Raw genomic sequence first — 16,785 nt, 5'->3', positions numbered from 1 at the left:
CAGGGCGCCGTTTCATCACCCTGTTTCATTCACAACAACGATAAGGAAGTCACGATGTCCGCCAACGTCGACGTCAACCACAGACCAGACCCCGATCAGGTGCTGGTCGATATTGCCGATTACGTCTGCCATCACCCCATCACCAGCCAGGCCGCCCTCGATACCGCCCGTTACTGCCTGATGGATACCCTGGGCTGTGGCCTCTTGGCCCTGCGTTTTCCCGAGTGCACCAAGCACCTCGGTCCCATCGTGCCGGGCACCGTCGTGCCCTTCGGGGCCCGGGTTCCCGGCACCCAGCTCTGTCTCGACCCCGTCAAGGCGGCTTGGGATATCGGTGCCATCATTCGCTGGCTCGATTACAACGACACCTGGCTGGCCGCCGAGTGGGGGCACCCCTCCGACAACCTGGGTGGCATCCTCGCCACCGCCGACTGGCTCTCCCGTACCCGCGTGGCCGAAGGCAAGGCACCGCTCACCATGAGCGATGTGCTGGTGGCCATGGTGAAGGCCCACGAGATCCAGGGGGTGCTGGCACTGGAGAACTCCTTCAACCGGGTCGGTCTCGATCACGTGGTGCTGGTCAAGGTCGCCAGCACCGCCGTGGTGACCCATATGCTGGGCGGCAGCCGCGATCAGGTGATCGATGCAGTCTCCCAGGCCTGGGTCGATGGCCAGAGCCTGCGTACCTACCGTCATGCACCCAATGCGGGGTCGCGCAAGAGCTGGGCGGCGGGGGATGCCACCTCCCGGGCGGTGCGCCTCGCCCTTATCACCATGAGCGGCGAGATGGGCTATCCCGGCGTGCTGAGCGCCCCCAAGTGGGGCTTCTATGACGTGCTGTTCAAGGGCAACCAGTTCGCCCTGCACCAGGGGTACGGCAGCTATGTGATGGAGAACGTGCTGTTCAAGATCTCCTATCCCGCCGAGTTCCACGCCCAGACCGCAGTGGAGTGCGCCATGAAGCTGCACGAGCAGGTGAAGGGGCGCCTCGACGAGATTGACCGTATCGAGCTCACCACCCATGAGTCGGCCATTCGCATCATCAGCAAGGTCGGCGCCCTCAACAACCCGGCCGACCGGGATCACTGCCTGCAGTACATGGTGGCGGTGCCGCTCATCTTCGGGCGACTCATCGCCGAGGATTACGAGGACGCCGTGGCCGCCGATCCCCGCATCGATGGGCTGCGAGCCAAGATGGTGGTGCAGGAGGACAAGCGCTACAGCCGCGAGTATCTGGAAGCGGACAAGCGCTCCATTGCCAACGCCATCCAGGTCTTCTTCAAGGACGGCACCCACACCGCCAAGGTGGAGGTGGAGTACCCGGTCGGTCATCGTCGCCGCCGCGAAGAGGGGATCCCGCTGCTGGTAGAGAAGTTCCGCCACAACCTGGCCACCCGCTTCCCGGCCAAACGGGCCGATACGATCCTGGCCCTCTGCCAGGATGGCAAACAACTGGCCACCACCCCGGTGCACACCTTCATGGATCTGCTGGTGATCTGACCGCTCGCCTATCGGCGCACTCTGATAAACAAAAAGCGGGCCACTCGGCCCGCTTTGTCATGTCTGCCTGCTTGGCTCCCAGGGTCAATCCAGCACTGTGTCGTCGCCCGCCAGCAGCGCCTGCATGATGGCCGTCTCGCGGCTGGCGATGGTCTCGAGAAACTCGTTGGCTCGCCCCATGTGATGACACACCCGGTAACCCCGTTCGACAAAGGTAAACAGCTCGCCCAGTCCCGCCAGATGGGCCGGCCCCGATATCAGCTTCAAGGTTGCCCCGAGCAGCGGCTTTCTGGCCAGCCGATCCAGGGTCATCCCCAGTTCGTTGACCAGTTGCAACTGATGACGGCGGCGCGCTTCCTCACCGACCTCCTGATAGGCGAGGGCATAGGCCTTGGCGTTCAGCCGCGCCATGCTGCCGCTGCGACGCAGCGCCACCACCATCAGGTAGTCGAGCTCCTCGGAGAGGGCATCGAGTTCAATGGCCTGCGCCAGCACCTTGAGACCGGATTCCGGCAACAACCGCTCGGCGGTCGGCATCACCCGCATCACGTCCGCATCCCGGCGGGCACAGTCCCCCGGCCCGTAGAGATCGGTCAGGAAGAACTGCGCGGCCGGCCCGTAGCGCTTGCTCTCCAAGAGGTCACTGTGGGTACGCCCCAGCCGATCGGCCTGCCATTGGCGCAATGCGTCCCTGTCTTGCTGATCCTGCGGATGGGTGCGCATCTGCTCGCGCAGCGCGGCTACCCGGTTGAGCTGGCGATAGAGTCGCGTCAGGGTACTCTCTTCATCCGGTTGCGGGTCATCGAATGGTTGTTGCTGTTGGGTCATCTGCTGCTCTCTTGACCTGTTTCCAATGGCCTGTCACGGATAGACATGACGACAGGCGGCGCCTTGCCGACGCTCGTCACGTGTTGCCGGCCCAGTGTAACGCGGCGGCAGCCCAGGCGGAATCAATGGAGCTTTTGCTCAATGGGCTTTGTTAAGTGAGTCCCAAAAATGTTGCAAATGGCTTTCACTTGTTTGATTCATATGTTTAATATCAATAAATGTTGTCATCGCTCAGAGAGTTAGCATGTTTCTATACGATCCCCTTGCCGGCAGCAGCCTGTCGACCATCCAGGTCAGCCGCCAACATCCGCTCGGCCTCGCCGGCGCCAGACTGGCCGCCGAAGCCATTGCCCAGGACATGAGCGAAGAGTACGAACTTGACTGCGAGTGGGAAGACGAGGAGGAGACCCGCTTGCTGTTTCGTGGCGCCGGGGTCAACGGCTCTTTGTTCCTCACCGACGATACCCTGTCGCTGGAGGTGCGCCTCGGCCTCATGTTGTTGCCGGTGCGCAGCGTGCTGGAGCAGGAGATCCTCGAATACGTCGATCAGCGCCTGCCTTGCCCAACCCGGCGCTGATGGGGCCAATAAATACTGATCCAGCGCAAGAAACAATCATGAAATAACCGATTCCACTATCGTTACCCGGCCTGATATTTATTATTAAAAGGGCCGAGCAAACTTTGTTTGTTTTATTTTAAGAGGCATGAAAATTGCCCCCATTTTTGTCATGAAACATCATCTTGAATTAATCGCCGTGCAGTTTCACCAACATATAAGTGCTATTTGTTCATTCACTCCTGATCAAGCCAATTCATGAAACGGCAGGAGACAAATAACACGAAACGATAGGGATAATACATGTCTGTGTGTGAACTCATCTCCTGTGTCGATACCGCCTGGCTGCGGATGGACCGGCCCAACAACTTGATGCAGATCGTCGGCGTGCTGATGTTCGACGGTCAGCTGGATGAAGCCATCTTGCGGGAGAGCCTGCTGCACACAGTTCGGGTACAGCCGCGCTTCGGACAGAAGGCCTGTCTGGAAGGGGGCGAATACTACTGGCGCACCGATCCCGACTTCGACCTCGATCTGCACCTCAAGCGGGTGATCCTGCCAGGCAAGGCCGGCAAGGCGGAGCTGGAGCGGCTGGTGGCCGACTTTGCCTCCACCCCGCTCAACCACCAGCGCCCGCTGTGGGAGATGCACCTGGTGGATACCTCTCTGGGCGGCCAGGCGCTGGTGGTGCGTTTTCACCACGCCATGGGGGACGGCTTCTCCCTGGTGCGGGCCATGCTGACCATGATGGACGAGAGCCCGGTAGCGCCTCCCAGGCCGCAACCCGAGCCGGTGACCAATGACGACGGCGACGAGGAGCACGATCAACAGGGCAGTCGCCTGTTGCGGGCCGGCCTCAAGTTGACCGGCACCCTCTGGTCCAAGTACGTCGAGGTACTGACTCATCCGACCAAGGCGATGGACTACCTCAAGACTAGCCGGGACGTGACCGCCGAGCTTTACACCATCGCCACCCTCTCCGATGACGCCAATACCCGGCTCAAGGGGGAGACCGGCAGCACCAAGCGGGTAGCTTGGTCAGAACAGATCCCACTGCCGGACGTGAAGGCGGTGGGGCGAGTGCTCGGCTGCTCGGTCAACGATCTGCTGATCGCAGCCACCGCCGGCGCCTTTCGCCACTACCTGCTGGAGCAGGGCGACCAGACCGACATCGACATCCGGGCGCTGGTGCCGGTCAACATGCGCGCCCCGGACGACAAGGGGGCGCTGGGCAATCGCTTCGGGCTGGTGGCGCTGGATCTGCCCCTCAACATCGAGCACCCGCTGCAACGGCTCTATGCGGTGCGGGATCGGATGCAGGCGCTCAAGTCCTCCCTGCAGCCGGCGGTAGTGCTCAACTTGCTGGAAGTGATGGGCATGGCGCCCAAGGCGGTGCAGCAGCAGGCTATCGACATCCTCTCGGCCAAGGCCAGCGCGGTCATCACCAACGTACCGGGCCCGCAGCAGACCCTCTATCTGGCCGGCGCCCGCCTGCGTCAACCGCTGTTCTGGGTGCCCCAGGCCGGCGACATCGCGGTCGGCGTCTCCATTCTCTCCTATGACAACAAGGTGCAGCTCGGCCTCATCACCGACAAGAAGCGGGTGCCGGACCCGGATCTCATCGTCGAGCGCTTCGCCGTGGAGTTTGAGCAGTTGCTGCTGTTGGTGTTGATGGAACCGGACCTGCTCTACGATCCCGACATGCTGGATCAACTGCTGCACGGCTGACCGCGCCACTCCTGCAAGACGAGGAGCCGGCAAGAAAGGAAGCCTGCAAGAAAAAAAGTGAAAAAGAAAAGAGGCCAACCCAGAGGGTTGGCCTCTTTCATTGCAGCAATGGCTGTCTTACTCGTCCGCCAGCTCCTCACGGGCGGCTTCCACATCGAGCCGCTCCATGGCGTCCAGCGGCTCGCACTCGGCGGCCTCGTCGTAGAGCGCCTCGGCGGCCGCCATCTTGCTCTTGCCGTGCATCATCACCATGGCGTTGGCGTACTCCATGCGGGCGATGGCGGAGTGGGGGATGATGGCCAGCGCCGCCTTGAAGTGACGCTCGGACTCATCCTTCTTGGCGCCGTAGGTGATGCCACCGATCATGGCGCCCAGCTTGTCGATGATCTCCGCATGCCAGGCACCGAAGGCGATATGGGCTTCCGCGTGATCAGGTTCAAGGCTCAGCGCCTGCTCCAGGCTGCTCTTGATCTTGTCACCGATGCCGATGGAGAGCGCCTTGGAGACCGAGATCACCTGGCTGTAGCGACCCAGCGCCAGGGCGTGGAAGTACCAGGCGTTGACGTTGCCCGGCTGGCGTTTTTGCAGCTTCTCGGCGTTGCTGGCGGCCAGCTCGAACGCTTCGCGCTTGGCATACTTGTCATCCAGCAGGTAGCTGGCGTGGATCACCAGCGCCTTGTTCGCCACGTTGAGGCCATCCTCGCCGGCCCCCAGCCCCAGGCTGACGGCGCGGGCGAAATCACCGGCGTGATAGGCGCGCCAGGCTTCCTGCACTTGCTCATCTTCGGGCCAGGGCTCGGCATCCCCCTGGTGCAGCCGCTCCCAATGCTGCTCAAGGCGCTCCCCGGCATAGTCATAGGCCGCATCCGGCCAGGGGAAGGGGGTGAAATCGGACAATTTGGGCTGTGAAGTGGTCATATGATTCTCCCTGTTAAAAAAACACAATCAAATACACGATGCTGTCAGCTCGCCGTGGTGGCGGGCTGATAATGGGTGGCGATGGCATCCAGATCGGCACGGGCATCGGCTCGCAGCCGGGGGGCCACCAGCTGCATCACCTGAAACACCCCGAGCGCGATGTCGGCATCGGCCCGCGGATGCAGCGCCCGCTGATAAGAGATCCAGAAGGTCCCGACCAGCGCGATGTTGGCGGCCAGCGCCGTCACCTGCGTCTCATCGCCTTGCAGCAGGCCGCTGCGCCAGAGGCTGTGACAGATGGCGGCGGCGGTCTGCTCCTTGCGCCGCAGCAGGGCCGAGAAGCGCAGCTCCACCTTGTGGTTGCCGCTCATCAGGGTGCTGATGTCGTAGTAGAAAAAACGGTACTTCCAGATGAGTTCGAACATCAGGTGCAAGAAGAACCAGATGTCCTCCGCCTCATTCAACGGCGGGGTAATGGTATCGAGCAGGTGGGCCATCTCCTGTTCGAACTCGCCGAACAGGGCGTTGACGATCTCCTCCTTGTTGTGAAAGTGGTAATAGAGGTTGCCCTGACTCATCTCCAGCTCGGCCGCGATGGCGGAGGTGGTGACGGTCGGCTCGCCCAGCAGGTTGAACTGGGCAAGGGCGGTGGCTAGGATGCGATCCCGCGTACGCCGCTTGGGTTTGCAGTCCATGCTACTCCTTCGATTGCCGGCGACCCTTGCCGCCATAGCGGCGGGTCAGCCAGTGCTGCAGCTGGGTCAAAGAGGCATCCAGCGCCGCCACCGAGCCGGTGCCCGGGGTCAGCAGGGAACGCTGTTCATCGGCCAGCGCGCTCAGATCCAGTTCCAGCCCATGCCTGGCGAGGATGGGGCCAAGCTCGTCCCGTCGCAGCCACAGATCCTGGCGGGTATGCTGGAAGGCGTGCTCGCACAGATGGCGTCGATCCCGGTAACTGAACACATTGGTAAAAAACATCTCGCCGTCCGCCGAGGAGGGTTCGAACAGCAGGGCATCCGCCTCCGGATACTGGTGCTTGTAGCGATCCATCCCCACGTGCATGCGCGAATGGATGATGGCGCGAAACGTCTGGGCCAGCACCACCGGCAGACCGCGGTCCACCAGCTTGGCGGGGTGTTCGCTGGCCAGTCCCGCATCAAAGGGCACCAGCGGGTTGATGCAAAACACCAGGTCGGCCCCCTCCTGCAGCGCCACCGAGGCGTGCAGCGTCTTGATCAGCGCCCCGTCCACGTAGTAGCGGCCATTGATGAGCGAGGGCGGGAACAGGCCGGGCAGGGCGGCCGAGGCCTGCACTGCGGCGGAGATGGGCACCTGGTCCAGCCCCGGGCTGCCGAAGGCCACCGCGCGGCCGGTATCGAGCTCGGTAGCGATGACGAACAGCCGGCTGGCAAGCTCACGAAAATCGTTGCTGCGACCGGGGCGGGAGAAAAACTGGGTGAGGATCCGATCCACCCCGCGGCTGTCGAACATGCCGGTCGGGATCGCTCGGGACAACCCCTGCAACGAGCCGAGCAGGCTCTTGTTCCAGGGAGAGGAGAGATAGTCGGCCAGACACGTCAGCACCAGCGGCGGCAGCGAGGTGAGCCGGTCAAAATACTCCCCGAAGGCGGGACGCAGCAGGGTGGAGGGGTCGAAGAACTCGCCGGTGTCGTCGCTTAACAGGATCCGCACCAGCTTGTCCGGCGAGATGCCGTTGGCCAGCGCCGAGGCGATCACCGCACCCGAGCTCACCCCCACATAGATATCGGCCTGCTCGAAACGCAGCCCCTTGATGCTGTCGGCCAGGGCGGCGCAGGCTCCGATCTCGTAGATCCCCCCCAGAGGTCCCCCGCCGGCGAGGGCAACCGCAATCGTGCTCATGATTTGCCTCCCTTCTCATGCAAAACCGGCCCAGCAGAGGGCATGGGCCGGTGGATCATTACGCAATCAGAACAAGCCGGTCAGCAGATCAGAAGAGCGTGGTTTCACTCTTCTCCTTGACCTCTTTGGCCACGTTCTCCACTTCCGTTGCCAGTGCTTTCACCTCTTCCTTCACCTTGGCGATGGGGGCGGCGGCTTTCTTGACCGGCGGCTTTTTGGCTGCAACCGGCTTTTTGGCCGTGGCGGCGGCAGGCTTGGCCTCGTCAGCCGGAGCAACGTCATCCAGGTCCTGGGCATCGATCAGCTGTTGTACCACCTCGGTCAGCTCGGCCATGCGCTTGGAGAGCTTGTCGATGTCCTTGCGGGTCGGGATACCAAGGCTGGCGACGGCGCGGGCCACGCGATCCTCGAACACCTGCTCCAGACGTCCCCAGGTACCGGCAGTCTTGTCGGTCATGGCAGCGATCTTCTCGTCTGCGCTCTGGCGGGTACGGGTTTGCAGGGCTTCCCCTTCCTGCACCAGGGCTTCGAAGATTTTACCGCCTTCTTCCTGGGCTTTGGCATAGGCACCCAGACCCGCCAACCAGATCTGCTGGGTGGACTCCTTGATGGTGGAGGTGAGTTGGTTGTCGGTCACCGAACTTGCCAGTGCTTTCAATTTTTTGGCCATGACAATCTCCTTGCTCGTGATATAGATGATGGTAATGACAACAACCTTGATATATTCGTTGTGGCATTACTTGGCTTTCATCCTCAGTCTATGGAGAAAAAATAGAGGGTTCTACCTAATAACGGAACAGGCAACCCTGGTAATTTTGGTCTGGGTCACGAAGAATGATATTCGAATGAATATTTTGCGTTAAAGCGTGATATATCTAACAGCAACTAACAGCCCAATCAGTAAGGGATATAAATACCATGGACTATTTCATCACGGGGGGCAGCGGCTTTATCGGTCGCCGGCTGATTAAAAAAGTGCTGCAGCGCCCGAATAGCCGGGTGCATTTCTTGATGCGTGCCGCCCATCTCGATCGGGTACCCGATCTGCTGGCCTACTGGGGGGTTGAGGCGGATCGCGCCATCCCCGTGGTCGGCGACATGACCCACCCGTTGCTCGGAGTAGGCAGTGCCGAGCTGGAGCCTCTCATCGGCAAGGTCGACCACTTCCTGCATCTCGCCGCCATCTACGATCTCAACGCCAAGGCGGGCATTCAGCAGCAGGTCAATGCCGAAGGCACCCGTCAGGCCCTGCAACTGGCCGAGCGGCTCCAGGCCCGCTGTTTCCATCACTGCAGCTCCATCGCGGTGGCCGGTCTGTTCGACGGCCTGTTTCGGGAAGACATGTTTGATGAGGCCGAACACCTCGACATGCCCTATTTCCAGACCAAGCACGAGGCCGAAGGGATAGTGCGCAAGGAGAGCACGCTGCCTTGGCGCATCTATCGACCCGGCATCGTGGTCGGTGATGCCAACACCGGTGAGATGGACAAGGTGGACGGCCCCTATTACTTCTTCAAGACCATCCAGAAGCTGCGCCGCATGCTGCCGCCCTGGATGCCCGCCATCGGGGTCGAAGGGGGACGCATCAACCTGGTGCCGGTCAACTTCGTGGTGGATGCCATCGATCACATCGCCCACCTGGAAGGAGAAGACAACAAGGCGTTCCACCTGACCGATTCCCACCCCATGCGGGTCGGCGACATGCTGAGCACCTTCTCCCGCGCCGCCCATGCCCCTGAGCCCGCCATTCGCATCAATGCCGCCCTGTTCAGCTTTATTCCCCGCCATCTGATGACCATGCTGATGGCGCTGACGCCGGTGCGGCGCATTCGCGATGCGGCGATTGCCGATCTGGGGCTGCCCAAGGACATCTTCCGGCTCATCAACTATCCCACCCGCTTCGACAACCGGGAAACCCAGCGGGTGCTGAAGGGGACCGGTATCGAAGTGCCCCCGCTGCACAGCTATGCCTGGCGGCTGTGGGACTATTGGGAGCGTCACCTCGACCCCGAGCTGTTCATCGATCGCACCCTGCGTGGCCGGGTCGAGGGCAAGGTGGTGCTGATCACCGGCGCCACCTCCGGCATCGGCAAGGCCACCGCAAGAAAGCTGGCCGAGGCGGGGGCCAAGGTACTGACCATCGCCCGGGACGAGCACAAGATTGCCGAGACCCAGGCCGAGTTTGCCGAGCTGGGATTGACTCTGCAGGTCTATCAGGGGGATCTGGCCGATCTCGCCCAAGGGGAGGCGATCACCCGGCAGATCGTGGCCGAGCATGGCGGGGTGGACATCCTCATCAACAATGCTGGTCGCTCTATCCGCCGCGCCATCGAGGACTCCTTCGATCGTTTCCACGATCTTGAACGCACCATGCAGCTCAACTACTTCGGCACCCTCAAGGTGATCATGGGGTTGCTGCCCACCATGATCGAGAAGAAGAAGGGCCACATCATCAACATCTCCTCCATCGGGGTGTTGACCAATGCGCCGCGCTTCTCCGCCTACGTCGCCTCGAAATCGGCGCTCGATGCCTGGGTGCGCACCGCGGCCTCCGAGTTTGCCGACAAGGGGGTCAACTTCTCCATCATCAACATGCCGCTGGTGAAGACCCCCATGGTGGCGCCCACCAAGGTGTATGAGCAGGTGCCCATGATGACGCCGGAAGAGGCCGCCGACCTGGTGTGCGACACCATCATCAACAAGCACGTGCGACTGGCTACCCGGCTCGGGGTGTTCGGCCAGGTGATCCATGCCCTGGCGCCGCGAGTGGCCCAGGTGATCATGAACACCAGCTTCCGCACCTTCTCCGACCCCAAAGAGGGCAACGAGTCCAAGGCTTCGGCGGATCAGATGGCGGTCTCCACCCTGATCAAGGGGATCCACTTCTAGGGGGACGACAACGAACTGAGGTAGCAAAAACGGAAAGGGCCTGCGCAATCAGGCCCTTTTCATTTGCGGCTGCGGGCGGGAGAGCAGGGTCAACAACAAGGCAGTGGTACGGCGGGAGTAGAGCAGGGAGAGGTGGCCGAGGGCGGCGAGCTCCACGTCCTCCATGCCATCCAGTCGTTGGCGGGACTGGGGCAACACGAAATTGTCGTGGCTGGTGCGCACCGAGACCCCGGGCACGCAGAGCGGCACGGCGGCAAAGCGCTGCAACCAGCCGGAGCCGGGCTCCATCTCGCGAGCATTGTCGCCCAGCCCCAGGGTCGCCAGCTGGCTGCCCTGATGGGGGGTGGCCAGGGTGATGAGCTGCGCCACCTTGTCACCGCCCGCCACCGCCAGATAGTCGCGGCACACCAGGCCGCCCATGCTGTGGCCGATCAGTACCAGCTGCGACGCACCGGTGGCGGCCAACACCTCGTCGATGCGCTTGGCCAAGAGCGGCACCATGTCGTCGAGATGGCCGAAAGGAGGGGTCAGGGTGACGGTCGCCACCGTGTAGCCGGCAGCCTCCAGCCTGGCTCGTTGCACCCGCCAGATGCCGCGACAGCAACCATAACCGTGGATCAGCAGCAGGGGCAGGGGGGAGGGCGTCAGCCTGTCGGGCGCCATCAGCCAGCGCTCGAACGGCAGCAACCAGGTGAAGGTCAGCAGGTAGGCGGCGATCTCTCGCCCCACCATGGGCAACCATTCTCGCCAGCCGATGGCAGGCACCGGGTAGAAGCGAGAAAAGCCCCAGGTCAGCAGCACCACCAGGGTGCGCAGCCCCAACAGGGCCACCACCACGAACAGAATGGAGAGCGGCGGCGAGAGGCCAATGACCAGATGGGCGATACCCCCAAGGAGCGTCACCTCAACCAGCAGCAGGATCAGTAGTTGCTTTGTGATCGTCATGACCCAATCATCCGACCAGTTTGGCATGGAAGTCAAATGACCCTTTCATCAATGTGATGACAAGCGCGCAATCACCCGTCGGCGCGGCAATAAAACACTTCTGCATGGGGTTATTTGCAATACTGTATATCCATACATATACTTGTAATCACTATCAGAAGGAGGACGCCGCGATGGCCGTTGAGATCAAATATGTTGTGGTGCGTGGGGGAGTGGAGAAGATGACCTTTGCCAGCAAGAAAGAGGCCGATGCCTATGACAAGCTGCTGGACACTGCCGATGAGTTGATGCATTTGCTGGCGGGCGCGCCCGTTCGCCTTGAACCGGATCAGCAAGAGAGTCTGGCCTTCTACCTGGCCGAGCAGCGCGATCTGCTGCAAAACGTACTGCGCGGGAGCAAGGGGCAGGGGAGTGGCAAATCTGAGCCGCAAGAAGAGCAAAGCGAGGCGGGCAAGCCAAAAGACAAATCCCTCAAGCGGGTAGCGTGAGGGCGACACGGGGGAGGCTGCCCGTCACAGTATGGAAACAGCCTCAATTTATGCATTGATGAGAATTTTAAAGCATTTGCATGGATATTTACCCCGAGAATTTTCCAACCAAGGTGCATATCCATTGAATAAACACACTATGCAGCTTCAGTTGTTGATAACGATGCTGTTCGCTGCACAGCATCGACGTTCCATTCCCACGTGATGCCGATAACCCCATTTATCGGCATCACCATCACGCAGGCCCCGAGCCGAGTCTCTCATCCACAAGCATCATCATGACCACTATCTTACTTCCACCCGCCATGCCGCTGTTCGATGGTCTGGCCTACCTGGAGGCGGGCAACCCTCAGGTCAATCAATATCTTGCCAATCTCAGCCTCAACGATGTGCCCGATGCCGGGCTGGTCTACGAGCTCGCCGTCGACTGGCTCCTGGAGCAGCGCAACAGCGAGAACAACTACAAAACCTATCGCAGTGAGCTGACCACGTTTTTGCACTGGTGCTTCGGCGAAATGCGCATCAGCCCCAAGGATCTGACCCGGCGTATCATGATGCGTTATCTCGATTACTGTCAGGCACCGCCGGCGGCCCTGATTGCCTATCGCAACGTAGCCCAGTTCGTGCTCGACAAGGAGTGGGGAGAACGACTGCCCAATCCCCAATGGCGACCCTTCCTTGGCAAGCGGGAGCTGGGCCGCGAGCTGCCGTACCGCCTCAGCGAACAGGCCATGAAGACCAAACTCGCCATTCTGTCTGCCTTCTTCCAGTTCTTGATCCAGGAGGAGTACATGGACCGCAACCCGGCGCTGTTACTGCAACGGGTGAAGCGCTCAATGCAGCAGGAGCCGGACGACCATGGTCAGGCCTTCAGCGAGCTGCAGTGGTCCTATGTGATGCAGGCAGCCGACCTGCTGGCCGCCGAATCCCCCGAGCAGCACGAGCGCAGCCGCTTCCTGATAAGCCTGATGTACGCCTGTTACCTGCGGATCTCGGAAGTCGCGGCAAGACCAGGGTTTACCCCCGTCATGGGTCAGTTTCGCCGCGATGGTAAAACCGGTGTCTGGGGCTATTTCATTCCCCGCAGCAAGGGTGGCAAGCGCCGCACCGTGGCGGTGTCCCATGCCTTGCTCGAGGCCCTCAAACGCTATCGGACGTTTCTCGGTCTCTCACCATTGCCGGCACCCGATGAGCAGACTCCACTGTTTGTACGACACAAGGCTGCGGCACATGGCCGGGAACAAGGCGAGCTCAACGCCAACCTCGGGATCCGCCAGCTGCGTGACCTGGTGATGAGTGTCATCCAGACCGCCGCCGAGTTGGCAGAAAAAGATGGGTTTGTGCAAGACGGCGCCGAGATGCGCAACCTGACACCGCACTCCATTCGTCATACCGGCATCACTCACGACATCAATCTCAACGGGCGGCCGTTATCACACGTGCAAGCCGATGCCGGCCACGACAGCATCGATACCACTTCCAAATACCTGCACACCGGCAACAGCGAGCGCCACGAAAGTGCCAATCACAAACCGCTGGATCGGTTGCACGACTAGGCCTTTAAAGATGAGAGATAACGAAGAGGTAAGTTCAGGAGCATGGCTGTAATGACCAGCGTTTTTTAACCGACATCACTCCGGATTCTTCCACAACCCAACACCGCGCATAATGGCGTGTTTAGTTAGATGCCCATCTGAAACCTGCCGATAAGCCAACCCACGCAATTTTGCTGGTTTATCAGGTATTTACTTGGATGGAACGAGAGTTGACCAAAAACTTCATTTTTCGTTGGTTTGAATGCGGTTTATCGAAAGAGGAGACGGCAAATCTATGTTTCGTTTCTGTGAGACAGGTCACATATTGGGATAAGGGTACAGAGATCCCCCCTGTCTATAAACGGCTTATGCGGATGGCTTCGGGTAGGGAGTTGCCCACTATCTGGAAGGAATGGGAAGGCTGGCGTATGAAGAATGATTGCCTTGTCTCACCGGCGGGAGTCACTTACGACAGGCGAAGGTTGGAGGCGGTGGCCATCATCCAGGCAGAGAGATCAGAGCGACAGATGGCTGCTTTCTATTGGAGGAAAAAACTGGGAATCAACTGAGTAGAGAGGGGCGAACGCCCCTCTTATCGTATACGGCCGCTGTGATAACCTAAGCACATGATCTTCATTGATTGGGAGAAGGAATGATGAGCCTTTATAGCTATTCAGTAGCCGAGCAAATGAAACGACGGATCTACAGTGTGCGAGCCAGTACAGACGGCGGCCGCACTTTCAGCACATACTCCAGCGCAGGAGCCTTCAACAAAGCAACAGGGCTAACATTGAGCCCAAATGTACGTGCCAATCACATCTTCAACAATGGTGGGCCGAACATGCAACTGGGAGACAGTACAACCCCGCTGCGTATTGAGCTGGATGGACATCATTGCTTGATCACCTTCACAAGAAGCAAATAGTCAGAAGTGGAAGGTTGAGTAGAATTCCCCCCGTATTACTATACGGGGGGGATACGTCACACTAAGGATAGATACAATGGATATTCTGTATAAATATAGTAATTTATTACCGTTGAGTTATTTCGACACTCCCACAATAAAACTATCCATTCCAGAGCACCTTAATGATCCTTTTGAATACAGCACAAGTGAGAACATTGTAATTTCAATTAAAAATGCACTGGCGGTATATCAAATAGAAGAAGAGGAAATTGAGCGACTCAAAGAAATATTTATTGACTCGATACATAGAATGATTTCTGCAAACGGAATTATTTCTTTAACAGAAACACCACGTAATTCATTAATGTGGGCTCATTATGCTGGGCAGCATAAGGGAATGTGTATAGGCTATAAAAACACTTTGGTCGAACATATTGAGCCAAATAATGAAAATACAGAAGACATAACAAACAACAAGCCTCTAAAAGTTAATTATGATAATTTGAGATTCTCATCTGAACATGTCTTCGCCAATATTAATGATGCCGACCGATTTTCAGTAATAGATCATCTCTTAAAAAAAAGTGATGAGTGGATATATGAAAAAGAACACAGATGCATTATTCCATATATAACCGCCAACAAAATACTCGTCACAGATAAAACCTTAACAAAAAAGGTAATAAAAGCATCGGATAGAAAAGCAATAAATATGAGCACGGCAACCACTGCACCAGAGTGGATCGAAGTGGCTTTGCACATGGGATTAATTTCAAAAACTGAAAATGATAGCATCTACACCATTAATGAAAATATTGAAGGTGTATTACTTCCCGTTCTTAGATCAACCCTACAAATATTAAGTAATTTTGACTGCATATCTTTTTTAATAGATATCAACGAGTCTATGGTGGATTCAGTGTATTTTGGTTGTAAGGTCGAAAAAGAGAAAATAAAACCATATTTTGAAAAACTAAAGGATAAAATTACAATCTATCACATGAAAGTATGTAATATTAGATTTGAACTAATACCTATAAAAGTAAATGATGACTATTTTGATAAATCCTAGCAGTTCATCCTTTCTTAAAGCCTACAGTTTCTGTTCTTAGGATGATAACGTCATCGGGGTCGAAGACCTTGGAGACAGCTTGTCTTCGACAGGAGGCCTAGGAAGCCACCACACGCGCCCCATAGCCTACGGCTGGTCGCTCTGACTGGGGCACTAAAGACTGGTCTAGCAGGAAGGGGGGTGTCACCGCCTCACAGGAGCATTCCAAAGAAGCTTCGGCGAGCCTACCACCTTCCCGACAATGGGCCTCAGGGTGTCGCCTTATAGGGGCTCACGCCCCTGGGGTTCAGTGGCCGACCTGGAGAAAGGCGGCCACCGGAAGGAGAGGGGAGTTATGACCGGTCATCAGAAGGGGGGTGCTTGTTGTTGCCACCCGCAAAGAGGGTGGCATTGTATTTCCGGCGCAGGGCGTCCCCCTCGGGGTCGCAGTAAACGTCCACAGGCTGCCCCTGGTACTTCACCACCGCATGGCATGCACTCATGGGATCCACCCTGGCGAGCTCGTCCGGCCAATCGTCCCTGTCGAGCGGCTGCACCTCGTCTCCCTTGCGCAGCGAGAAGTAATACTCAACCCGATATTCTCCCTGGTGATCCTTTATCAGGATGTGACAGCTGATAATGAGCTGATGGCCGGCAAACGGCCCTATAGCAAGGACACCAGCAGCAGACGCAGCAGGAGCGCCACCAGGACGTACATCAGCAGCGGGCGAAGCACCCACCGCCCCAGCAACCGGAACAGCGGCAGAAGCGGTCTGAGCGGCCTTAGCAGGAGCATCAATATACTCAGGCTTGATGAAGCCAAAGAATACGCAGAGTCCCCAAATCGCCAGAATAAACAGAATTTTAGGGTCTCGTAATATCGAGCTGCCTGCGATTGTATCCGAGACCTTACCGGTAGTAGTCGAGTCATAAAGCTTGAAAACATACTTGGGCACCTTATTAAATGGCTTGGCTTGCAATACGTCATTCATAGACGTACCGGAGTTATCAGAGAGGTGAAGTACCGTCTTATATCGACCACCAATCCCCAATATCGCCATATTGGTATGACGAATGGCCGTTTCGGCAGCAGCCCGGATTACCTGATGCACCTTTTTGATGTTCGGGGTTGTAAATACAAAGTCCCAGTTATGGTGACGGTGCATATCAAAGGCCACGTCAATCGTCTCTGGCCGGCCATCTTTTTTAGCCACATCCGGCCCACCAGGATAATCGAGCTTATCCAAATCACTCTGCCGCCAGGAAGGCGGAAATATCCGCTGCACCTCATCGACCAGGAAGAAAACCCCTTTAGGTGCCCAGTGATAAAAGCGGGCAAGGTGATCGCGTCCTTCTTGGGATTCTGTCTCGATATAGGTGACCTGGAACTCGTCAGGCACTTCCTTGCCTAATACCTCTTTGCACCGTTCCGCAGTAAAGCCGCGAACATTGGTGACGATATGACGACCCGCCTTGATGGCCGGTATCACATCGGTATGAATGGCCCCTGACGACTTATAGGAACCAGGGGCACCATGATGGATTTTGATAGACATGGT

15 protein-coding genes are annotated in these 16,785 nt (G+C 58.2%); 8 read left to right on the top strand and 7 right to left on the bottom strand.

Annotated features, from left to right (window positions below; genetic code table 11):
• The first annotated feature begins 54 nt into the window (after nucleotides 1–54).
• Nucleotides 55–1,500, top strand: a complete 1,446-nt coding sequence (locus E5E96_RS18425; protein ID WP_171282792.1) for a bifunctional 2-methylcitrate dehydratase/aconitate hydratase — start codon at nucleotides 55–57, stop codon at nucleotides 1,498–1,500.
• Nucleotides 1,501–1,584: 84 nt separating this feature from the next.
• Here E5E96_RS18425 and E5E96_RS18420 read toward each other — a convergent pair whose 3' ends face one another.
• On the bottom strand, nucleotides 1,585–2,328 hold the full coding sequence (locus E5E96_RS18420; protein WP_171282791.1) for a hypothetical protein: 744 nt from the start codon (nucleotides 2,326–2,328) through the stop codon (nucleotides 1,585–1,587).
• Nucleotides 2,329–2,572: 244 nt separating this feature from the next.
• Here E5E96_RS18420 and E5E96_RS18415 point away from each other — a divergent pair, with 244 nt between their 5' ends.
• Both E5E96_RS18415 and E5E96_RS18410 read left to right on the top strand, forming a co-directional pair.
• The gene (locus E5E96_RS18415) at nucleotides 2,573–2,905 is read left to right on the top strand and encodes a polyhydroxyalkanoic acid system family protein (RefSeq protein WP_041213446.1); all 333 of its coding nucleotides are present in this window, start codon (nucleotides 2,573–2,575) and stop codon (nucleotides 2,903–2,905) included.
• Between the two features lie 282 nt (nucleotides 2,906–3,187).
• Nucleotides 3,188–4,612 (top strand): wax ester/triacylglycerol synthase family O-acyltransferase, encoded by a 1,425-nt coding sequence (locus E5E96_RS18410; RefSeq protein WP_139392267.1) that lies wholly within the window; start codon nucleotides 3,188–3,190, stop codon nucleotides 4,610–4,612.
• A 117-nt stretch (nucleotides 4,613–4,729) separates the two neighbouring features.
• Here E5E96_RS18410 and E5E96_RS18405 read toward each other — a convergent pair whose 3' ends face one another.
• The 4 genes from E5E96_RS18405 to E5E96_RS18390 all read right to left on the bottom strand — a co-directional run bounded on the left by E5E96_RS18405 (nucleotide 4,730) and on the right by E5E96_RS18390 (nucleotide 8,081).
• Nucleotides 4,730–5,530: a hypothetical protein gene (locus E5E96_RS18405; protein ID WP_171282790.1), complete on the bottom strand. Its 801-nt coding sequence runs from the start codon at nucleotides 5,528–5,530 to the stop codon at nucleotides 4,730–4,732.
• A 44-nt stretch (nucleotides 5,531–5,574) separates the two neighbouring features.
• Nucleotides 5,575–6,225, bottom strand: a complete 651-nt coding sequence (locus tag E5E96_RS18400; RefSeq protein ID WP_016350698.1) for a TetR/AcrR family transcriptional regulator — start codon at nucleotides 6,223–6,225, stop codon at nucleotides 5,575–5,577.
• Nucleotide 6,226: 1 nt separating this feature from the next.
• Nucleotides 6,227–7,411, bottom strand: a complete 1,185-nt coding sequence (locus tag E5E96_RS18395) for a patatin-like phospholipase family protein (RefSeq protein WP_171282789.1) — start codon at nucleotides 7,409–7,411, stop codon at nucleotides 6,227–6,229.
• An 88-nt stretch (nucleotides 7,412–7,499) separates the two neighbouring features.
• Nucleotides 7,500–8,081 carry a phasin family protein gene (locus tag E5E96_RS18390; RefSeq protein ID WP_171282788.1) on the bottom strand — a complete coding sequence of 194 codons (582 nt, stop codon included), beginning with the start codon at nucleotides 8,079–8,081 and terminating at the stop codon, nucleotides 7,500–7,502.
• A 248-nt stretch (nucleotides 8,082–8,329) separates the two neighbouring features.
• On the opposite strand from E5E96_RS18390, the gene E5E96_RS18385 reads away from it, so the two are divergent.
• Nucleotides 8,330–10,300 carry an SDR family oxidoreductase gene (locus E5E96_RS18385; protein WP_029300896.1) on the top strand — a complete coding sequence of 657 codons (1,971 nt, stop codon included), beginning with the start codon at nucleotides 8,330–8,332 and terminating at the stop codon, nucleotides 10,298–10,300.
• 48 nt (nucleotides 10,301–10,348) lie between these two features.
• On the opposite strand, the gene E5E96_RS18380 is transcribed toward E5E96_RS18385, so the two are convergent.
• The gene (locus E5E96_RS18380) at nucleotides 10,349–11,245 is read right to left on the bottom strand and encodes a triacylglycerol lipase (protein WP_171282787.1); all 897 of its coding nucleotides are present in this window, start codon (nucleotides 11,243–11,245) and stop codon (nucleotides 10,349–10,351) included.
• 173 nt (nucleotides 11,246–11,418) lie between these two features.
• Here E5E96_RS18380 and E5E96_RS18375 point away from each other — a divergent pair, with 173 nt between their 5' ends.
• From E5E96_RS18375 to E5E96_RS18360, 4 genes are all read left to right on the top strand, one after another.
• Nucleotides 11,419–11,733: a YebG family protein gene (locus E5E96_RS18375; protein ID WP_171282786.1), complete on the top strand. Its 315-nt coding sequence runs from the start codon at nucleotides 11,419–11,421 to the stop codon at nucleotides 11,731–11,733.
• 278 nt (nucleotides 11,734–12,011) lie between these two features.
• Nucleotides 12,012–13,289 (top strand): site-specific integrase, encoded by a 1,278-nt coding sequence (locus E5E96_RS18370; protein WP_171282785.1) that lies wholly within the window; start codon nucleotides 12,012–12,014, stop codon nucleotides 13,287–13,289.
• A gap of 197 nt (nucleotides 13,290–13,486) precedes the next feature.
• Entirely contained in the window at nucleotides 13,487–13,837 is a 351-nt protein-coding gene (locus E5E96_RS22865; protein ID WP_017408436.1) for a DUF3653 domain-containing protein, read from the top strand.
• A 432-nt stretch (nucleotides 13,838–14,269) separates the two neighbouring features.
• Nucleotides 14,270–15,247, top strand: a complete 978-nt coding sequence (locus E5E96_RS18360; protein WP_171282784.1) for a DUF2971 domain-containing protein — start codon at nucleotides 14,270–14,272, stop codon at nucleotides 15,245–15,247.
• Nucleotides 15,248–15,579: 332 nt separating this feature from the next.
• On the opposite strand, the gene E5E96_RS18355 is transcribed toward E5E96_RS18360, so the two are convergent.
• Nucleotides 15,580–16,782, bottom strand: coding sequence for a zonular occludens toxin family protein (locus tag E5E96_RS18355; protein ID WP_171282783.1), 1,203 nt, complete (start codon nucleotides 16,780–16,782; stop codon nucleotides 15,580–15,582).
• Nucleotides 16,783–16,785: the final 3 nt, after the last annotated feature.

The organism is Aeromonas sp. 1805 (assembly GCF_013085525.1).
GTDB classification, from domain to species: Bacteria; Pseudomonadota; Gammaproteobacteria; order Enterobacterales; family Aeromonadaceae; genus Aeromonas; species Aeromonas hydrophila.
The sequence above is the reverse complement of the archived record's forward strand: the minus strand, read 5'-3'. Positions and strand labels throughout refer to the sequence as shown.

Excerpts from the sequence above, each read along its gene's own strand:
- E5E96_RS18425 (WP_171282792.1), top strand. The coding sequence starts at position 55 with ATGTCCGCCAACGTCGACGTCAACCACAGACCAGACCCCGATCAGGTG.
- E5E96_RS18420 (WP_171282791.1), bottom strand. The coding sequence starts at position 2,328 with ATGACCCAACAGCAACAACCATTCGATGACCCGCAACCGGATGAAGAG.
- E5E96_RS18415 (WP_041213446.1), top strand. The coding sequence starts at position 2,573 with ATGTTTCTATACGATCCCCTTGCCGGCAGCAGCCTGTCGACCATCCAG.
- E5E96_RS18410 (WP_139392267.1), top strand. The coding sequence starts at position 3,188 with ATGTCTGTGTGTGAACTCATCTCCTGTGTCGATACCGCCTGGCTGCGG.
- E5E96_RS18405 (WP_171282790.1), bottom strand. The coding sequence starts at position 5,530 with ATGACCACTTCACAGCCCAAATTGTCCGATTTCACCCCCTTCCCCTGG.
- E5E96_RS18400 (WP_016350698.1), bottom strand. The coding sequence starts at position 6,225 with ATGGACTGCAAACCCAAGCGGCGTACGCGGGATCGCATCCTAGCCACC.
- E5E96_RS18395 (WP_171282789.1), bottom strand. The coding sequence starts at position 7,411 with ATGAGCACGATTGCGGTTGCCCTCGCCGGCGGGGGACCTCTGGGGGGG.
- E5E96_RS18390 (WP_171282788.1), bottom strand. The coding sequence starts at position 8,081 with ATGGCCAAAAAATTGAAAGCACTGGCAAGTTCGGTGACCGACAACCAA.
- E5E96_RS18385 (WP_029300896.1), top strand. The coding sequence starts at position 8,330 with ATGGACTATTTCATCACGGGGGGCAGCGGCTTTATCGGTCGCCGGCTG.
- E5E96_RS18380 (WP_171282787.1), bottom strand. The coding sequence starts at position 11,245 with ATGACGATCACAAAGCAACTACTGATCCTGCTGCTGGTTGAGGTGACG.
- E5E96_RS18375 (WP_171282786.1), top strand. The coding sequence starts at position 11,419 with ATGGCCGTTGAGATCAAATATGTTGTGGTGCGTGGGGGAGTGGAGAAG.
- E5E96_RS18370 (WP_171282785.1), top strand. The coding sequence starts at position 12,012 with ATGACCACTATCTTACTTCCACCCGCCATGCCGCTGTTCGATGGTCTG.
- E5E96_RS22865 (WP_017408436.1), top strand. The coding sequence starts at position 13,487 with ATGGAACGAGAGTTGACCAAAAACTTCATTTTTCGTTGGTTTGAATGC.
- E5E96_RS18360 (WP_171282784.1), top strand. The coding sequence starts at position 14,270 with ATGGATATTCTGTATAAATATAGTAATTTATTACCGTTGAGTTATTTC.
- E5E96_RS18355 (WP_171282783.1), bottom strand. The coding sequence starts at position 16,782 with ATGTCTATCAAAATCCATCATGGTGCCCCTGGTTCCTATAAGTCGTCA.